This is a genomic window from Streptomyces sp. YGL11-2, assembly GCF_050054615.1.
GTDB lineage: Bacteria > Actinomycetota > Actinomycetes > Streptomycetales > Streptomycetaceae > Streptomyces.
In genome coordinates this window covers 56,536-71,237 of sequence record NZ_JBNHIN010000024.1, presented here as the reverse complement: position 1 = coordinate 71,237, position 14,702 = coordinate 56,536, and the positions used below count along the sequence as shown (strand labels likewise).

At 69.4% G+C, this 14,702-nt stretch carries 17 protein-coding genes; 6 read left to right on the top strand and 11 right to left on the bottom strand.

Annotation, left to right across the window (positions count from 1 at the left end; translation table 11 throughout):
* Positions 1 to 73: 73 nt before the first annotated feature.
* The 3 genes from ACO1BR_RS25590 to ACO1BR_RS25580 form a co-directional block, all read right to left on the bottom strand.
* Positions 74 to 283, bottom strand: a complete 210-nt coding sequence (locus ACO1BR_RS25590; RefSeq protein ID WP_159505464.1) for a cold-shock protein — start codon at positions 281 to 283, stop codon at positions 74 to 76.
* A gap of 138 nt (positions 284 to 421) precedes the next feature.
* Positions 422 to 955 carry a DMT family transporter gene (locus ACO1BR_RS25585; protein ID WP_426797443.1) on the bottom strand — a complete coding sequence of 178 codons (534 nt, stop codon included), beginning with the start codon at positions 953 to 955 and terminating at the stop codon, positions 422 to 424.
* A gap of 192 nt (positions 956 to 1,147) precedes the next feature.
* The gene (locus ACO1BR_RS25580; protein WP_426797442.1) at positions 1,148 to 1,774 is read right to left on the bottom strand and encodes a TetR/AcrR family transcriptional regulator; all 627 of its coding nucleotides are present in this window, start codon (positions 1,772 to 1,774) and stop codon (positions 1,148 to 1,150) included.
* A gap of 94 nt (positions 1,775 to 1,868) precedes the next feature.
* On the opposite strand from ACO1BR_RS25580, the gene ACO1BR_RS25575 reads away from it, so the two are divergent.
* Complete coding sequence (locus ACO1BR_RS25575) at positions 1,869 to 2,537, top strand: hypothetical protein (RefSeq protein WP_426797441.1); 669 nt, start codon at positions 1,869 to 1,871, stop codon at positions 2,535 to 2,537.
* A 214-nt stretch (positions 2,538 to 2,751) separates the two neighbouring features.
* Here the strand turns inward: ACO1BR_RS25575 and ACO1BR_RS25570 are convergent, their stop codons facing one another.
* Positions 2,752 to 3,609 carry a class I SAM-dependent methyltransferase gene (locus tag ACO1BR_RS25570; protein ID WP_426797440.1) on the bottom strand — a complete coding sequence of 286 codons (858 nt, stop codon included), beginning with the start codon at positions 3,607 to 3,609 and terminating at the stop codon, positions 2,752 to 2,754.
* Between the two features lie 372 nt (positions 3,610 to 3,981).
* Between ACO1BR_RS25570 and ACO1BR_RS25565 the strand changes: the two genes are divergently transcribed.
* A complete protein-coding gene (locus tag ACO1BR_RS25565; protein WP_426797439.1) occupies positions 3,982 to 4,197 on the top strand; it encodes a hypothetical protein in 216 nt (71 codons plus the stop codon).
* 469 nt (positions 4,198 to 4,666) lie between these two features.
* Here ACO1BR_RS25565 and ACO1BR_RS25560 read toward each other — a convergent pair whose 3' ends face one another.
* On the bottom strand, positions 4,667 to 5,116 hold the full coding sequence (locus ACO1BR_RS25560; RefSeq protein ID WP_426797438.1) for a DNA-binding protein: 450 nt from the start codon (positions 5,114 to 5,116) through the stop codon (positions 4,667 to 4,669).
* A 576-nt stretch (positions 5,117 to 5,692) separates the two neighbouring features.
* Here ACO1BR_RS25560 and ACO1BR_RS25555 point away from each other — a divergent pair.
* Together ACO1BR_RS25555 and ACO1BR_RS25550 are read left to right on the top strand one after the other, a co-directional pair.
* Positions 5,693 to 6,034: a hypothetical protein gene (locus ACO1BR_RS25555; protein WP_159505456.1), complete on the top strand. Its 342-nt coding sequence runs from the start codon at positions 5,693 to 5,695 to the stop codon at positions 6,032 to 6,034.
* 129 nt (positions 6,035 to 6,163) lie between these two features.
* Entirely contained in the window at positions 6,164 to 6,556 is a 393-nt protein-coding gene (locus tag ACO1BR_RS25550; RefSeq protein WP_426797437.1) for a DUF4440 domain-containing protein, read from the top strand.
* A gap of 145 nt (positions 6,557 to 6,701) precedes the next feature.
* On the opposite strand, the gene ACO1BR_RS25545 is transcribed toward ACO1BR_RS25550, so the two are convergent.
* Complete coding sequence (locus tag ACO1BR_RS25545) at positions 6,702 to 7,199, bottom strand: MarR family winged helix-turn-helix transcriptional regulator (protein WP_426797436.1); 498 nt, start codon at positions 7,197 to 7,199, stop codon at positions 6,702 to 6,704.
* A 167-nt stretch (positions 7,200 to 7,366) separates the two neighbouring features.
* On the opposite strand from ACO1BR_RS25545, the gene lgt reads away from it, so the two are divergent.
* Positions 7,367 to 8,257, top strand: a complete 891-nt coding sequence (lgt, locus tag ACO1BR_RS25540) for a prolipoprotein diacylglyceryl transferase (RefSeq protein WP_426797435.1) — start codon at positions 7,367 to 7,369, stop codon at positions 8,255 to 8,257.
* Positions 8,258 to 8,422: 165 nt separating this feature from the next.
* Here the strand turns inward: lgt and ACO1BR_RS25535 are convergent, their stop codons facing one another.
* The 3 genes from ACO1BR_RS25535 to ACO1BR_RS25525 all read right to left on the bottom strand — a co-directional run bounded on the left by ACO1BR_RS25535 (position 8,423) and on the right by ACO1BR_RS25525 (position 11,832).
* A complete protein-coding gene (locus ACO1BR_RS25535; protein WP_426797434.1) occupies positions 8,423 to 9,832 on the bottom strand; it encodes an MFS transporter in 1,410 nt (469 codons plus the stop codon).
* Between the two features lie 161 nt (positions 9,833 to 9,993).
* Complete coding sequence (locus ACO1BR_RS25530) at positions 9,994 to 10,878, bottom strand: aldo/keto reductase (RefSeq protein WP_426797433.1); 885 nt, start codon at positions 10,876 to 10,878, stop codon at positions 9,994 to 9,996.
* A 15-nt stretch (positions 10,879 to 10,893) separates the two neighbouring features.
* Positions 10,894 to 11,832 (bottom strand): NAD-dependent epimerase/dehydratase family protein, encoded by a 939-nt coding sequence (locus ACO1BR_RS25525; RefSeq protein ID WP_426797432.1) that lies wholly within the window; start codon positions 11,830 to 11,832, stop codon positions 10,894 to 10,896.
* Between the two features lie 70 nt (positions 11,833 to 11,902).
* Here ACO1BR_RS25525 and ACO1BR_RS25520 point away from each other — a divergent pair, with 70 nt between their 5' ends.
* The gene (locus tag ACO1BR_RS25520) at positions 11,903 to 12,817 is read left to right on the top strand and encodes a LysR family transcriptional regulator (protein WP_426797431.1); all 915 of its coding nucleotides are present in this window, start codon (positions 11,903 to 11,905) and stop codon (positions 12,815 to 12,817) included.
* Positions 12,818 to 12,907: 90 nt separating this feature from the next.
* On the opposite strand, the gene ACO1BR_RS25515 is transcribed toward ACO1BR_RS25520, so the two are convergent.
* The gene (locus ACO1BR_RS25515; RefSeq protein ID WP_426797430.1) at positions 12,908 to 13,876 is read right to left on the bottom strand and encodes a threo-3-hydroxy-L-aspartate ammonia-lyase; all 969 of its coding nucleotides are present in this window, start codon (positions 13,874 to 13,876) and stop codon (positions 12,908 to 12,910) included.
* A 68-nt stretch (positions 13,877 to 13,944) separates the two neighbouring features.
* Positions 13,945 to 14,595 carry a helix-turn-helix transcriptional regulator gene (locus tag ACO1BR_RS25510; protein WP_426797492.1) on the bottom strand — a complete coding sequence of 217 codons (651 nt, stop codon included), beginning with the start codon at positions 14,593 to 14,595 and terminating at the stop codon, positions 13,945 to 13,947.
* Positions 14,596 to 14,702 lie beyond the last annotated feature (107 nt).

Here is a 14,702-nt window from a genome sequence, read left to right as displayed (position 1 = left end):
GTGCCCGCTGAACCCGAACCCGGACCCGGACTCGGACCCCGATCCCGGTCAACCCCCGCGGAGCCAGGGGCGGTTAACCAACGATCCGAACACGCTCGGCGCGCAGATCGTCCTCGTCCTCTCCGACCACTACGTAGGTGACCCTGAGTCCCTCCGTAAGGAAGGTACCGTCCTCCAGGTCCTCGCTCCTGACCCGTGCTTCGCGGCCGTCGTCACCTGTGGTGTAGCCATACCCCATGGCCTGGTTGAACCACCTGACCGTACCGCTGACCCGAACACTCATGCCCGTTGCCTCCTCCGGCGCCATCCACCGCGGGCACAGGGAACTCCGCGAGGCCGCGCGTCCCGCACCGCGGTCAAGACAGCTCTACCCCGGGATGCGTGGCGCGGACCGTGCCCGTCGCAGAGCTCCCGGCACGGCTCAGCTCCGTATCCGATTGGCGAGCAGCGTGCCCCCGGTGGCCAGGACCAGTCCGCCGAGCGTGAGCGGTCCCATCCGTTGGTGGAGCAGAAAGGCCGCGAAAGCCGCGGTGACCATGGGCACCAGATAGAACAGACTGCTGACCTGACTGGTGCCGTGCCGTTGCAACAACGCGTACAACAGCCCCACTCCGACGATAGAGTTGATGATCGCGGCCCACATCAGCGCCGGCCAGTAGTCGGCCGTGAAGGTCACGTCGAAGCCCTCGGCGAGCAGCGCGGGAAGCAGCGTCGCGACCGCAGCGGCCAGCAGCTGTACGGCATTACCGGACACCGGCTCCATCCCGCGGCAGAACCGCTTCTGGTAGACGGTGCCGGCGGAGATGCCCGCCAGGGCGAGCGCGAGAAGGCCGAGCTCGGCCAGATGGCCGCCGTCGAGGTGGAGGTTCTCGCTCACCGCGAGCGCCACCCCGCCCAGTCCGAGCACCAGCCCCACATACTGACCGCGGCTGACGCGCTCATGGAGGACCGGCACGGCCAACAGGCCGACGAGCGCGGGCCGCGGGGGGGGGAGCGTACCGGCTCCGTACACCCTGACCCGGTACGCAGGGAGGGCACCGCGGGTGCGGCTGCCTGCATGCGTCCTTCGCCTCGGAAGCATCGGAACCAGAGGCACTGGACGCTACAGGAAGGCTGTGTTCCCTCCTCGACGTCCACTCCTCGACGTTCACCCCTCGACGAGGGTGGCGAAGGCCGTGCACAGCAGGCGGACGCTTCGCCGGAACTTCTCGTCCTGGCTCAGCCGGGGCATCCGCTCGATGACCAGCGGGAAACGTGCGCGCAGGTCGGCATAGACCTCGGCGGTGACGTCCGGAGCCGGGGAGTCGCCGCCTTCCTGGAGTACGAAGCCGGTGACATGGCTGAGCAGGGCGTCGGCCGCGATCCCGCACTGCGCGGTGGGTACACCGGCGTCGAGGAGGGTCCGCAGAAGGCGCTCCATCAGGGACAGCGCGCCCGGACTCAGCGTCCTGGGACTCTCGGCCAACAACAAGGCGCCGCCCGGATGCTGTTGGATGCTGCGGCGCAGCGCCTCGGCCTGGGCTTCGACTTCGTCCCGCCAGGTCGCCTGGGCCGGCAGCGCGGCCAAGGCGGTGGTACCGCCGTCGTACGCCTGCCGGCAGACGCGGTCGGCCATCAACGCCAGCAACTCGTCCTTGCCCCGCACGTGGTAGTAGAGGCTGCCCGCGTGCGTGCCGAGTCGATCGGCCACCTGGCGCATGGAGAGGCCGTGGTAGCCGACCTTGGCGAAGGTGGCCATGCCGGCATCGACGATCCGCTCCTTGGTCAGCTTCATGCCCACCACCGTACAACGACATTCCAACACCGTTCAAAATCTGTGCTAACCTCCCCTCGTCGATTTCGAACAGTGTTGGAAACGGGGGACGGACATGGGGGAAGTACTGTTCAACGCGACCACGGCCGCGCTGATGGTGATGATGGTCAACAGCGGCCTCGGGGCGGTCGGGCGCGACTCGCTGCGCGGGCGCCCGATCCCGTGGGTCGCGGTTGGCCTGACCGCGCTGGCGATCGGCGGCGTGGCGCTCCAGCTGACCTGGTCGGGTGCGATGGCCGCACTCGACAACGATCCCGCCAAGTCCGGCTGGTGGAGGGTGTTCACCTCGGTCTTCATGCAGAACGGCGGCGTCGCCGGCGCGGCCTGGAACATCGCCACCCTCGCCGCCGTGGCCGCGCTCGCGCAGTGGCTCTGGGGTGGCCCGCTGACGGCGGCCTTCTTCCTGGCCGGCATCCTCCTGCCGGAGCGGCTCGACACTTTGCTCGGCCTGGGCGACGGCCCCAGTACCGACCCCCGGAATTTCGCGGGCAGTTCCGGCGCCACCTACTTCCTCGGCGCCACCCTGGCACTGGCCCTCCTGGGACACACCCGGACCACGAAGGAGCGGATCCTCTCGCTCAGCGTCCCGGCGCTCGGGCTGGTGATGTGGATTCTCCAGGAGAACGGCCACGGGCTGGTTGCCGTGTACGGATTCGCACTCGGCGCTTTGGCCTGGGCCGTACGCCGCAGGGTGTCACGCCCGGCCACCGACGCAGGACAGTAATCCGCTGCGAGGGCACGAAGTCGATCCTCATGGCTGGCGGAACCGGAGCGTCGAGGCACGCCCCCTACGCGGGCGCCAAGCCCCTCACGGCCCCCGTACCCGAAGGTCCGCCCGCCCGCCGGTATCCGTGCGCGCTGTGACTGGGTGCAGTCGGCGCACACAGGTATCCGAGGAGCCGGGACACCTGAGAGACAACGTCGGGACGACGACCTTCCTACGACCTCAAGCCCGTAGAGGCGGCATCGGTTCGCGTCCGCCCCAGGAAGAGGCTCGTGACCACCCGCACGTGCGCACATCCGCCGTGTTCGTCCACGATGCGGGTCATCGCGTCGAAGACCTGATTCCGAGGCTGGGACGGCAGCGCCCGGTAGCCGCTGTAGGAGGCGAGCAGGCCGATGAGTGTGGACGTGGACCGTTCGTGCACGGCGGTGTAGAGGCGGTGGTCCGGGTCGACGAAGCCGGTCGCCGTCATCTCGCGCCACTGGCGGGATTCGGGGCCCCGCCGCGCGGGACGCGGGCGGGGATCGAGGAGGGTGTCCTGCGGTATCTCGATGCCGAGTCGGGTGTGCGCGGCGGTCAGCCGGTCCGCCAGTTCGCCGCACTGGAGAATCCAGTGGTTCCAGAAGAGGGCGATCGCTCCCCCGGGAGAGAGCACAGCCTGTGCTCTGGCCCAGCGCACGGCCGGGTCGACCCAGTGCCACGCCTGGGCGCAGTACAGCAACCCGAAGCGTCGCGCCGGATGCCAGGTTTCGAAGTCGGCGACCTCGATACTGACGCTGCCGTCGGGCAGTTCCGCGCAGCGACGCCGCAGCACCCGGGCCATCCGGGCATCCGGTTCGACGCAGGTCACCGGTACGCCGGACCGCGCGAAGGCGAGCGTCGCCTTGCCCGTTCCGGCACCCACCTCCAGCGCCGGCAGACGTGTGTTGAGGGCCGCGAAGTCCAGGACATCGTCGATGAGTTGACGGGGGTAGCCGGGCCTGGCCGAGTCGTACTGCTCGGCATCGTCGCCGAAAATCTGGCGGCGCGACGACGCCGGCGCCGGGTCGTTACTGGGAGTCCCGTACGGCATGGGCGACACCGTAGGCGATGCGACCGTCGGCCGGGAGGGCGCCTGCCGCGAGTCGGCCATTCTCCGACTTCGGCACAGGCCGGCTTCGAGGTATGTTCACCCCGGTATGCGGCACTTCGGACGTCCATGACCCGACGGACCGCGAACGCCCCCGCCCGTGCATGTGCGCCAACGCGCAACGCAGCATCGACACCCTGCTCAGCGCGGCGGCGGAGGTGTGCACAAAAGGGCACAAGCGTGGGACCACCTCAGGGCCGGGCAGCGGTAAATCGTTCCCTCGCCACCCACAAGAAGGACACTTGGCGTATCGGCGAACAAGCAGGGGAAAGTTGCCGCCTGGAATGCCAACTGCCTTACCTCAGGGAGTAGTTAGTGCGTCGAAGTCGAATCGCCGCCGTCATCCTCGGAACCTTCGCGTTCTTCGGGATCCTCGCCACACCAGCCCAGGCGTCACCCAAACCTGTCGTCGATCAAACCTTCGGCGTCGTCGGCGCGATCTGGGGCGGCATCATGCCGAAGAGCACCACCGACAGTGCCGTAACCGGCGCTCTTCAAGCCAACGGATCATCGCAAGGGTCCACTCGCTGAACAGCGGCTGACGCAATGGCCCGCGCGTGGTGTTCGTCGTTCCGGTCCGCGGCATGGCCGGCCGTCAGATCACCAACCCATCAGCGGGCTGTCCGAAACCCCGGCCGCCGTTGCGAAGACCGGCGGCCGGGGTGCGGACGGCGTCCCGGGGAGTGGGCGGGGGGTCTGAACACCAGCCGTCCCCGACAAGTCAGTGACGGCGCGGAAGATATCCAGCGTCACACATGACAGAACCCGTAAGCGATTGCTTCTTGACGTACAGGTACCGGTGGAGCGTCCAACGGGCCCTCCCGCGTCACCACTAATTACTCGGAATCAAGATTCCTCGAAACTTGGCCCCGTTCGGCGCGAACGGACCACAGTGGCGTGAAGTCGGGCGTTCACAGGTCAGCGCACCCTCGTCGCCGACCGCGCCGCGATCGGCGACGAGGGCAACAGCCGACGAGAGCCAACAGCCACAGAGCCTCCGCTACTCCGAGCCGTCCCCATCGCCCGTGGCGCGGCTGGCCAGTCGTTCGTATCGCTGCCTGGCGGCTTGCGGAGTGCCGAGTCCGAGTCCGAACGCAATCTCCTGCCAGGTCATGCCACGACCCCGCGCCATCTGGAGCAATCCGGTCTCCAGTTCGTCCAACTCCCCCCGGACCAGCGGGACAAGACTCAAGGCAGCGGTGACGTCGGCCCGGTCCACCTCCGGTTCGCCGTCATCCATCCGCGCGGCCCCGCTGAGCAGGAACGACACGAGCCGGACGGCCTCGTGCGGCCCGATCACCGAAGGATGAACCTGCCGGCGGCGTTGCTCGTCGGTGGCCGCATGCCGCTCGGCGATGCGCGTCAGCGACGCGTAGACGCGGTGCGCTCGCGCCTGCTCCGGCTGCGGGGGCGTGAAGGGGTCGGTGTGCTGCTCAGAAGTCGACGGCATGAGATGAGGATGCGGGAGCGCACGAACTGATGTCAACTCACCGTGTTGAACAATCCGTTCACCTACCGCCGCTCCATCGGGCAGTACGGTCTTGCGCCGGGCCTGCGGTAGCGGCTCCGGTCGGGGCACTCTCCGCCGCACCCCGATTGCGCATGGTTACCACCGCGCGCATGAGCTTGGATCCCAACGGCAGCCGCATGGTGGGAAATTGAGCCGGGCGCAGGGCATGCAAGCGGGAAGATTGCCGCCAGCCGCCCGAGCGCGCTCACGCACACCGACCAGCCGGGAAGCACACTCTTCGGCCCGCACAAAGACACCACCGTGCAGGCACCGGCGGCCACCCCCGCCCCGCCACCCCGGGGAACGGCATTCCGCAACCCCGCCTCACGTACTGCGGCTGATACCAATGAGGCCATCAGGAGTGCGGGTTATCCGATAAGCGTGGTGTATCCAGGCCGCGGCAGTCGTGAAACTCAGCGTGTCACTGAGGAGTTGGGACATATTCCGCATTAGTTTTCATAGGCGTACGAAGCCGATCAACCTCTGATCGCTTCCGATCGATCTACCGGAGATGAAATGCGCAAGCTTCGTAAGGCCGCTGTTGTGATCGCCGTACTGGGCAGCGTTGGCCTCCTCGGCGCCGGCCCCGCAATCGCCCATGGCGGAAGCCAGGGCGGAAACTCCTCCTTCTCCAGTGACGGTGAGGATGGCAGGAAGGGAGGCGGGAAGGATGGGCTCTTCGACGTCTCCCAGGGCACTCAGTGCCGCTCGCACGACCTGAACATCGACGTCCTCGGTGCGGTCGGCGTCCTCGACGGCGCGCTGGGCAACGCGCTCAACGGTGAGGGCGCCTCGGGTGCGCAGCAGACCAGACTGGGCTCCACCATGGGCTGCAACAACAGCGCCTTCCAGAAGTAAGGGCAGAGGATCCCGGTGCCTGGCTCCCGGCCAGGCACCGGGGCTCACACCGAAGTCCGCCCCTAGGCGCGTTGGCGTACGCCCGTAAGCGAGATGCCGGTTCGGCTTCATCGGCGTGGAATGGTGCGGATGGAACCCCACCTCGTGACCGACGAGCGACTGCGCCGCGTCCTGGATGATCTGATCCGCCGAGAACCGCTGTTCCACCGCCCCGAGTTCGGAACGACCAGGGCTGATTTTGCGGCCATGACGGCGTCGGACTTCTGGGAGACCGGGGCATCGGAGCAGCGCTACGACCGTGCGTACGTACTCGATGCCCTGGAAGAACGTCATCAGGATCCGCCGGTTGAGGAGTGGGAGACCTCCGAGTTCTCCTGCCGTGAACTGGCGGCGGATGTCTATCTGTTGACCTATACGTTGGTCCTCGACGGTCGGATGTCTCGGCGGGCGACGATCTGGCAGCAGGATCCGGACGGCTGGAAGGTCGTCTACCACCAGGGGACTGTCGTCCAGGGCTCGTGAGCCGGCGCCCTGCGGAGCCGATCAGGTCGTGGTCGGCGGTGGTGGGTGGGGATGGGTGCGTGGGCACTGGGTTGGGGCCGTGCGATGGCGCGCCGATCTGTGTCGCATGCCGGCAGCGGGGAACCCCATCCGGTCCCCGTCCCTCTCATTCGTCGTCGAGAGGCTCGCCCAGCTTCTCGGCGAGTTGGAAGAGGGCGGGCAGGGCGCCCAAGATCGCGGCACGCTCGGTGTCGTCGAGAGCGGAGAGTGCGGCATCCATGCGGCGTTCATGGGCAGCGGTCCAGGCAGCGAGTTGGTCACGCCCCGCGTCGGTGAGGGTGACGGCGGAGGCGCGGCGATCAGCGAGGTCGACGTCCCGGGCGACCAGTCCCGCGGTGATCATCTGACCGATCAGCCCGCTCACGGTGCTGGATGCCAGGCGCTGTCGGGCAGCGAGGTCACTGATCCGGGCGGGCGAGTGCTCGCCCAGTACCTGCAACAGCTCCACCTGGGCCATGGGCAGCGCTTCCCACGGATAGTCGGTGCGGATCGAGGCGCGCAGCGCGCGGCGCAGCCGTGTGATGGCCTCGGTGAGCAGACGGGCGTCCGGCGCCTCGCCGGTGGGCCGGGGCGGCGGGACCTCGGAGCGGGGCTGCGCTGACATGCGGCAAGCGTAGCCGGACCAGGGCGCGGTCCTGCCTGCCGTGTCCTGCGCCTGGTTGCGATCACGCGGGACGCCCGCACCGCAAAAGGTTCGGTGTCCGATGTATCGTCGTACGGGTCCTCCCCGGCCCCGCGCCGGGTCCCGTGCGCGCAAGAACGGTCGTGACCATGAACCTGGCGTACCTGCCCAGCCCGTCCCAGGGGGTGTGGCATATCGGGCCGGTGCCGATCCGCGCGTATGCGCTGTGCATCCTGGCCGGCATCTTCGTTGCCGTCTGGCTCACCGGGCGCCGTTGGGAGGCCCGGGGCGGTCATCGGGATGACATCGCCGACATCGCGGTCTGGGCGGTGCCCTTCGGGGTCCTCGGCGGCCGTCTGTATCACGTGGTCACCGACCCGGAGCTGTACTTCGCCGCCGGCCGGCAGCCGATCCACGCCCTGTACATCTGGGACGGCGGTCTGGGCATTCCCGGTGCGGTGGCGCTCGGCGCGGTGGGTGCCTGGCTGGGTTGCCGGCGTCGGGGCATCCGGCTGGCCGACTTCGCCGACGCCGCGGCCCCCGGTCTGGTGCTGGCCCAGGCGATCGGCCGCTGGGGCAACTACTTCAACCAGGAGCTGTACGGCCGCCCCACCCACCTTCCGTGGGCGCTGTACATCGACCCGGCGCACCGCCCGGCCGACAGCCCCACGATCGCCCTCTACCACCCGACCTTTCTGTACGAGTCCCTGTGGGACCTGGGCGTGATGGCGCTGCTGCTGTGGCTCTCGGCCCGCTACCACCATCGACTCCGGCGCGGCCGGCTGTTCGCCTGCTACGTGCTCGCCTACACCACAGGACGTGCCTGGATCGAGGCGCTGCGCATCGATCACGCCAACCACTTCCTGGGCCTGCGCCTGAACGACTACGTCTCCCTCGCGCTGTTCCTCGGTGCGCTGGTCTATCTCATCGCCACCCGTCGTCCGAAGCCGGGCGACGACGCCTCGCAGCCATATGCCGTGGAGGTGAAGGAAGAAGCCGTGCCGGTGGCCACCGCTGCGCCCGACAGGGAAGGCCAGTAGCAGAGGCGAGGGGCGCGCCGGACGCCGGCGCAGCCGCAGCCGCATCGGGCCGGCCGCACATCGCACAACCCACCTGATCAGGTCGGGCTCCGGCTTGCCGGCGTTGCCGTGTGGGGTACGGGGCTGAAACGCCTGCGCCTCACGGTCGGGGCGTGCTCCCGTGGGTCATCGCGCGCGTTGTGTTGCGGCACGGTCGGAGTCCGGTCCCAGCCGTGCCGAGGCGACTGCGACGGCCGACACTCCCACGAGGATCAGCGCGGACCACCGTGCTCCGGCTGCGGTCCCGCCGCCGGCCGCCAGATGCAGGGCGAGGGTGACCAGCGCGACACCCAGTGCGGTGCCCAGGCCGCGGGTCATGTTGACCAGGCCGCCTCCCGTACCGGAGGAGTGCGCGGGTATGGCCTCCATGATCATGGTGTTGTTGGCCGGGGTGAAGGTGCCCAGCCCCAGTCCGGCCATTGCCAGTATCGGTACCAGTGCGGCGGTGGTCAGCGGGGCCACCGCGAGCGCGGCCATCGCGAGGCTGAACACGCCGGCCCCCACCAGGCACCGTTTCGCGTCCGTGAGGGAGTGCGGCAGCAGCCGGTCGCCGCCGGTGGCGGCCAGCGCGAACCCGGCCGGCAACGCCGTGAGAACCGCTCCCGCGGCCAGGTCCGAGGAGCCCTGTGCCGTCATGACGACCGGCACGAGCACCAGCGGCCCGAACAGCACCAGATAGCCGCTCAGCGCCCCGGCCAGCCCGAACGCCACGGCCGGTACCCGTAGCAGATCAAGGTTCAGCAGCGGCGCGGCGGCCAGGCGCTGACGGCGGACGAAGCCCCAGCCCGCGCCGGCGGCCACGGCGAACAGCAGCGCCACCGCCCAGGCCGGTACGGGGAGTCCGGAGGCCGCCGACACTCCCAGCAGTGCGCTGGTGGTCGCCACCGCCAGCAGTCCCAGACCGGCCCAGTCGAAGCGTGCGACGCGGGTGCGGGCCCGCGTCCGGGGCAGCAGGTAGTGCCCGCCCACCAGGGCGATCAACCCGATCGGCACGTTCACCCCGAACACCCAGCGCCAGCCCAACGTGGACACCAGCGCGCCGCCCACGGTCGGCCCCAGCGCCAGCCCCAGCGCCTGCGCTGCTGCCTGGACGCCGAGCGCGCGACGCATCCGCGCACGTGGCGCACTGGTCGCCACCAGCGCCACACTGTTGGCCTGCATCATGGCCGCCCCGGCCGCCTGCACGACGCGGCAGACGACCAGCATGACCAGGGACGGGGCCACCCCGCACGCCGCGGATGCCAGCGTGAACACGGCGAACCCGTACAGGTACATCAGCTTGCGGCCGTGCGCGTCCGCCAGTCGTCCGGCCGGGACCAGCAAGGCCACCAAGGTCAGCAGATACGCCAGCGAAACCCACTCCACCGCCGCCAGGGACGCATGGAACTCGGTGCGCAGGCTTCCGTAGGTCAGCGTGACGATGCTGGCGTCCAGCTGTCCCATGAACGCCCCGAAGCACACCGCGGCCACCGCGAACCGCCATGCGTTCGGTCGCGTACGTATGCCGTCCGGGCGGGCACGCTCGGTCGTGAGCACGGCCGACCACCGCCTCCTGGACGGGCGCGGAGTCATACGAGTGGCCATGAATCCAGATTACATCGGATACCGAAATGTTTTGCCACCGTCCCATATCAGTGGGACCGCCCGCGGGCAGCCGTCCTCGGCCAGGGAGCTCAGCGACGACGCCCTGACCTGATTCAGCCCGGCGGTTCGTGGTCAAGCCGCGTCAGCTCCGCCTCGCTCAGCTTGAGTTTCGCGGCCTGGGCCGAGTCGTTGATGGAGGCCGGGCGACTGGCTCCCGGCACCGGGATCACGGCTGGGGAGCGGGTGAGCAGCCAGGCCAGGGCGATCTGCTGCGGGCTGACGCCGCGCTCGGCCGCGATGCGGTGGAAAGCGGTGCCCGTGGAGGTCGGGCCGGAGGGTCCATCGAGGGAACTGCGGGAGATGCCACCGAGGGGGCTCCAGGGGAGGAACGCCAAGCCCAGCTCGGTGCTCAGCCGCAGCTGGGGCTCGCTGTCGCGGACGGCGGACGAGTACTGGTTCTGAACGGAGACGAGTCCGTCGCCGAGGATTGCGTGCGCCTGGCGGATCTGGGTGGTGGTGACGTTGGAGATGCCGGCGGCTCGGATCGTGCCGGCATCGAGGAGTCCGCGCAGGGCGCCGACGGACTCCGCCCAGGGCACGGCCGGGTCCGGCTTGTGCAGCTGGTACAGGCCGATCGCGTCGACGCCCAGCCGCTTGGCGGAGGCTTCGGCAGCGTGCTTGAGATGTCCGGGGGTGCCGGTCACGGTCCAGCTGCCGTCGCCGGGCCGGCCGCGGCCGCCCTTGGTGGCGATCAGGACGCCGGAGGTGTCGCCGCCGTAGCGGGCCAGGGCGCGGGCGATCAGCAGCTCGTTGTGGCCCACCTCGTCGGCGTGCCAGTGGTAGCTGTCGGCGGTGTCGAGGAGCGTGACGCCGGCGTCGAGGGCGGCGTGGACGGTGGCGATGGCCCGCCTCTCGTCCGGGCGGTGCTCGATGGACAGCGGCATGGCACCCAGGCCGATGGCGCTGACGGTGGTGTCTCCGATGGTGCGGAACTGCATGGCGGTTCGTGTTCCTCAGGCGGCGGGGGTGGCGGATACGGCGAGGGCTTCGGCGACGGCGCCGGGCAGCCAGTCGATGGCGCGGGAGAAAGCCCAACCCAGTTTCTTTGCACGGGTGTTGCTCATGGCGTAGTGGCGGTCGAAGGAGAACGGCGAAGCCGTCCCGCCCGCGGCGACCACCCGGTAGACGGGCTCCCGGCCGGCCTGTGCGGCGACGATCGCGGCGAGGTCGCGTACGTCGAGCGGGCCGTCGGAGCAGGCGTTGACCGGACCGGTGAAGTCCGTGGCGGTGGCCGCCCACAGCAGCAGGTCCGCCAACTCCTCGTAGTGGATGAACACCGTCGGCAGCGCTCTCTCGTGCACAGTGATCTCTTCGCCCTGGCGGACGTGTTCGACGTAGTGCGCCAGCCGGCCGGTGAACTCCTGCGCGCCGCCGAGCACGTGCGCGCTGCGCACGGAGGCGAACGCGAAGCTGCCGGCGCGGGTGAAGACGGCCTCCGCCTGGCGCTTGCCCTCGGCGTAGTGGGCCTCCAGGTATGCCTCGTCGTGCCAGGGCAGGTCCATGGCCACCAGCCAGGTGGCCGGGTCCACGCTGTCCTCGGGCACCGGGGTGCCCGCCGGCACGGCCGGCAGCGCGGCGGTCGCCGGGTCGTAGACCTCGATCGTGGAGGTCATGACGTAGCGCCGGGTGCGGCCGGCGAAGACGCGGGCGGCGATCGCGGCCTGCACGGGGGTGTAGCAGACCTGATCGACCACCACGTCGAAGGTGCGAGAGCCGAGCGCGGCAAGGAGAGTTGCCTCGTCGTTGCGGTCGACAACGAGCTGCTCGACACCGGCGGGCGGCCGGGTGGAGCCGCGGTTGATCACCGTGACCTGGTGGCCGATGGCCTGCAGGCGCTCGACCAGGAGCTTTCCGAAGTACCGGCTTCCGCCGATGACGCAGATCCTTTGCATGCCCCCACCCTGGATGCCTATCGTCATCAGCAGAAGTGGCGGCTTACTGGAAACACCTTAAGGAATACTGTTGATCGATGTGCAGCGGCTCCGCGTCCTGCGGGCGGTGGCGGACCACGGCAGCTTCAGCAAGGCGGCCGCGGCTCTCCGCCTCACCCCCTCCGCCGTCTCCCAGCACGTAGCGGTGTTGGAACGCAGCCTCGGTGCCCAGGTCGTGGCACGCAGCACGCGCGGGGTCACCCTCACTCAGGCCGGCCAGATCATGGTGGGGGCCGCCGAGTCCGTCGCCGCCGAGCTCGAACAGGCGAAGCAGCAGGTCGATCGGCTCAGCACGGGCCGCGTACAACTCACCGTTGCCACCTTCACCAGCGGCGGCAGGCACCTGCTGCCCGACGCTCTGCGCCGGTTCATGGCAACCGAGCCCCGCGCCCTGCTCCACGTCAGGGAGGGCGAGCCCGAGGACACCCTGCCCCTTGTCCGCCAAGGCGCTGTCGACCTCGCCCTGGCCTACCACTTCGACGGCCCGCTCCCCGTGGGGCAGGGCCCGAGTTCCCGCCTGCAGTGGACCGCGCTCCTGGAAGATCCGTTGTACGTCGTCATGCCGGAGGGGCATCGGCTCGCCGACCGCGAGTCGCTCGACATGGCCGAGCTGGCAGCCGAGCCCTGGGTGCTCGGATGCCTCAAGACCGAGGCATACCTGCGCCGTTACGCCGAGCGCGCAGGCTTCGAACCGGAAGTACGCGGCACCACCACCGACTACTTCTTCGCCCGCTCGCTCGTCGCCGCGGGAATGGGAATCTCCCTGATCCCTGCCATCGCGCTCGTCCCGACGGTGCCGGGTCTGCGCGCCGTCCCGATCGAGCCGCCGACTCCGACCCGGCACATCGGCGTTGCCACGATCGGCCGCCGTCGCGACCGCCCGCACATCACGACGTTCATCCAGGCCCTCCGCGAGCAGGCGACGGGTCATCAGTCGCATCGCTAGACGCATCACCCGGGCCCGGGAGCGGGCGCCGAAGATCGCTTGCGGGTCGTCCCGAACTGCCTCCTGGAGGGAGGAGGGAGGCAGTTGCGTTCAGGCGCCCATGAGTTGGGCGAACCGCCGGCTGTCGATGTTGCCTCCTGAGGCGATGAGTCCGATCCTGCGCGGCGGGTTGGGGACACGTCCGGCGATGAGGGCGGCCAGGGCCGTGGCGCCGCTGGGTTCGAGGACGATCTTCAGGCGTTCGAAGGCGAACCTCATGGCGTCGCGGATGTCGTCATCGCTGACCAGGGCGATGTCGTCGACCAGGAGCTGGTTGACGACGAAGGTGATCTCGCCGGGTGTGGAGATGGCCTGCCCGTCGGCGATGGTGCGGGGAACGGGGATCTCGATGCGTTCGCCCGCTTCGAGGGAGCGTTTGGTGTCGTCGGCGCCGACCGGCTCCACGCCGACGACCTGGATGCCGGGGTGCAGTGTCTTGGCGGTGGTGGCGCTGCCGGCGATGAGACCGCCGCCGCCGACTGGCACGAGCAGGGCATCGAGTTCGCCGGTCTCCTCGAAGAGTTCGAGGGCCGCGGTGCCCTGGCCGGCGATGACATGCGGGTGGTCGTAGGGAGGGATCAGTGCCAGGCCGCGGTCTTCGGCCAGGGCCTGCCCGAGCGCCGTACGGTCTTGGGTGTAGCGGTCGTAGGTGACAACTTCCGCACCGTATCCGGCTGTTGCCTCCCTCTTGGACCGGGGGGCGTCCTCGGGCATCAGTACGACGACACGGGTACCCAGTTCCCGGGCGGCCAGGGCGGTGGCCTGGGCGTGGTTGCCGGAGGAGTAGGCGGCGATGCCCTTGGCCAACTGCTCGGGGGACAGCTGGGCCACGGCGTTGTAGGCGCCGCGGAACTTGAAGGCACCGGCGCGCTGGAAGTTCTCGCACTTGATGAACACCTCAGATCCCACCAGGGAGTTGAGGGTGCGTGAGGTGAGCACGGGGGTGCGGTGGGCGATGCCCTTCAGGCGCGTTGCGGCCGCACGGACGTCGTCGAAGGTAACGGGCAGGTCGGCAGGCACGGTGCGTCCTCGCGTTGGGGGTGTGGGGGTCGGGGTCGGACGGCGGTCCGGCAGGTGGGCAGGCTCCTTCACCTGGTGTAGTTGTAGACGGTCGCCCGGGACACGCCGAGCAGGTCCGCGATGGTCTGTGCGGCGTCGCGCGAGTCGAAGTAGCCGTCCCGGTGCAGCTGTTGCACGAGCGCCTTCTTGTCCGCCCGGCTCAGCGACCTGGGGGGTGCGGCGCGCTCCGCGGAGAGGGCCTCGACCGCCTCGCGCAGCTCGCGTGCGTTGCGGTCCCGCAGCGACTCCAGGGGGTGTTCGCGGTGTGGGGTCTCCGTGGCCACGAGGTTCGACAGCGCGAGCGTCACCGGTGACAACACAGACACATCGAGGTTCAGGCAGAGTGCCGCGATGTACTCGCCCGCGGCGTTCTTGATGCCGATCGAGGTGCTCTTCGCGGGGCGGCCGTCGGGGAACCGGTTGGGGTAGTTCTGAACGACGCTCGGGTACTGCGGATCGTGGATGCGTTGCAGACCCAACTCCGTTACGGAATCGCCTATCTGGCGTCCTGACAGATTGTTCTCGATCGCCCTGACGGCACACTCGGGGTTGCGCAGGTCGTGCAGGACCACCTCGCACAGCCCGGGAAACATCCGCCCCAGAGCGACGGCGATCTTCTCGGCTTCCCGGATGAGATGCTCGTCGGCGTCTGCGGCGGCATAGGCCCCGGCATCGGGCAGGGGGGCGGAATCGGCATCGGATGCGGCGTCGAAGCTCTCGTTGCGCCCCTCGCTTCCTGCGACGTGGCCCACGCGGTTCCTCCCGTCGGCTCCGATGCGGCGAAATC

Coding starts and splice junctions, on each gene's coding strand:
- ACO1BR_RS25570 (WP_426797440.1), bottom strand. CDS start 3,609: ATGCCGTACGGGACTCCCAGTAACGACCCGGCGCCGGCGTCGTCGCGC.
- ACO1BR_RS25530 (WP_426797433.1), bottom strand. CDS start 10,878: ATGCAGTTCCGCACCATCGGAGACACCACCGTCAGCGCCATCGGCCTG.
- ACO1BR_RS25580 (WP_426797442.1), bottom strand. CDS start 1,774: ATGAAGCTGACCAAGGAGCGGATCGTCGATGCCGGCATGGCCACCTTC.
- ACO1BR_RS25560 (WP_426797438.1), bottom strand. CDS start 5,116: ATGCCGTCGACTTCTGAGCAGCACACCGACCCCTTCACGCCCCCGCAG.
- ACO1BR_RS25590 (WP_159505464.1), bottom strand. CDS start 283: ATGAGTGTTCGGGTCAGCGGTACGGTCAGGTGGTTCAACCAGGCCATG.
- lgt (WP_426797435.1), top strand. CDS start 7,367: ATGAACCTGGCGTACCTGCCCAGCCCGTCCCAGGGGGTGTGGCATATC.
- ACO1BR_RS25555 (WP_159505456.1), top strand. CDS start 5,693: ATGCGCAAGCTTCGTAAGGCCGCTGTTGTGATCGCCGTACTGGGCAGC.
- ACO1BR_RS25525 (WP_426797432.1), bottom strand. CDS start 11,832: ATGCAAAGGATCTGCGTCATCGGCGGAAGCCGGTACTTCGGAAAGCTC.
- ACO1BR_RS25545 (WP_426797436.1), bottom strand. CDS start 7,199: ATGTCAGCGCAGCCCCGCTCCGAGGTCCCGCCGCCCCGGCCCACCGGC.
- ACO1BR_RS25575 (WP_426797441.1), top strand. CDS start 1,869: ATGGGGGAAGTACTGTTCAACGCGACCACGGCCGCGCTGATGGTGATG.
- ACO1BR_RS25550 (WP_426797437.1), top strand. CDS start 6,164: ATGGAACCCCACCTCGTGACCGACGAGCGACTGCGCCGCGTCCTGGAT.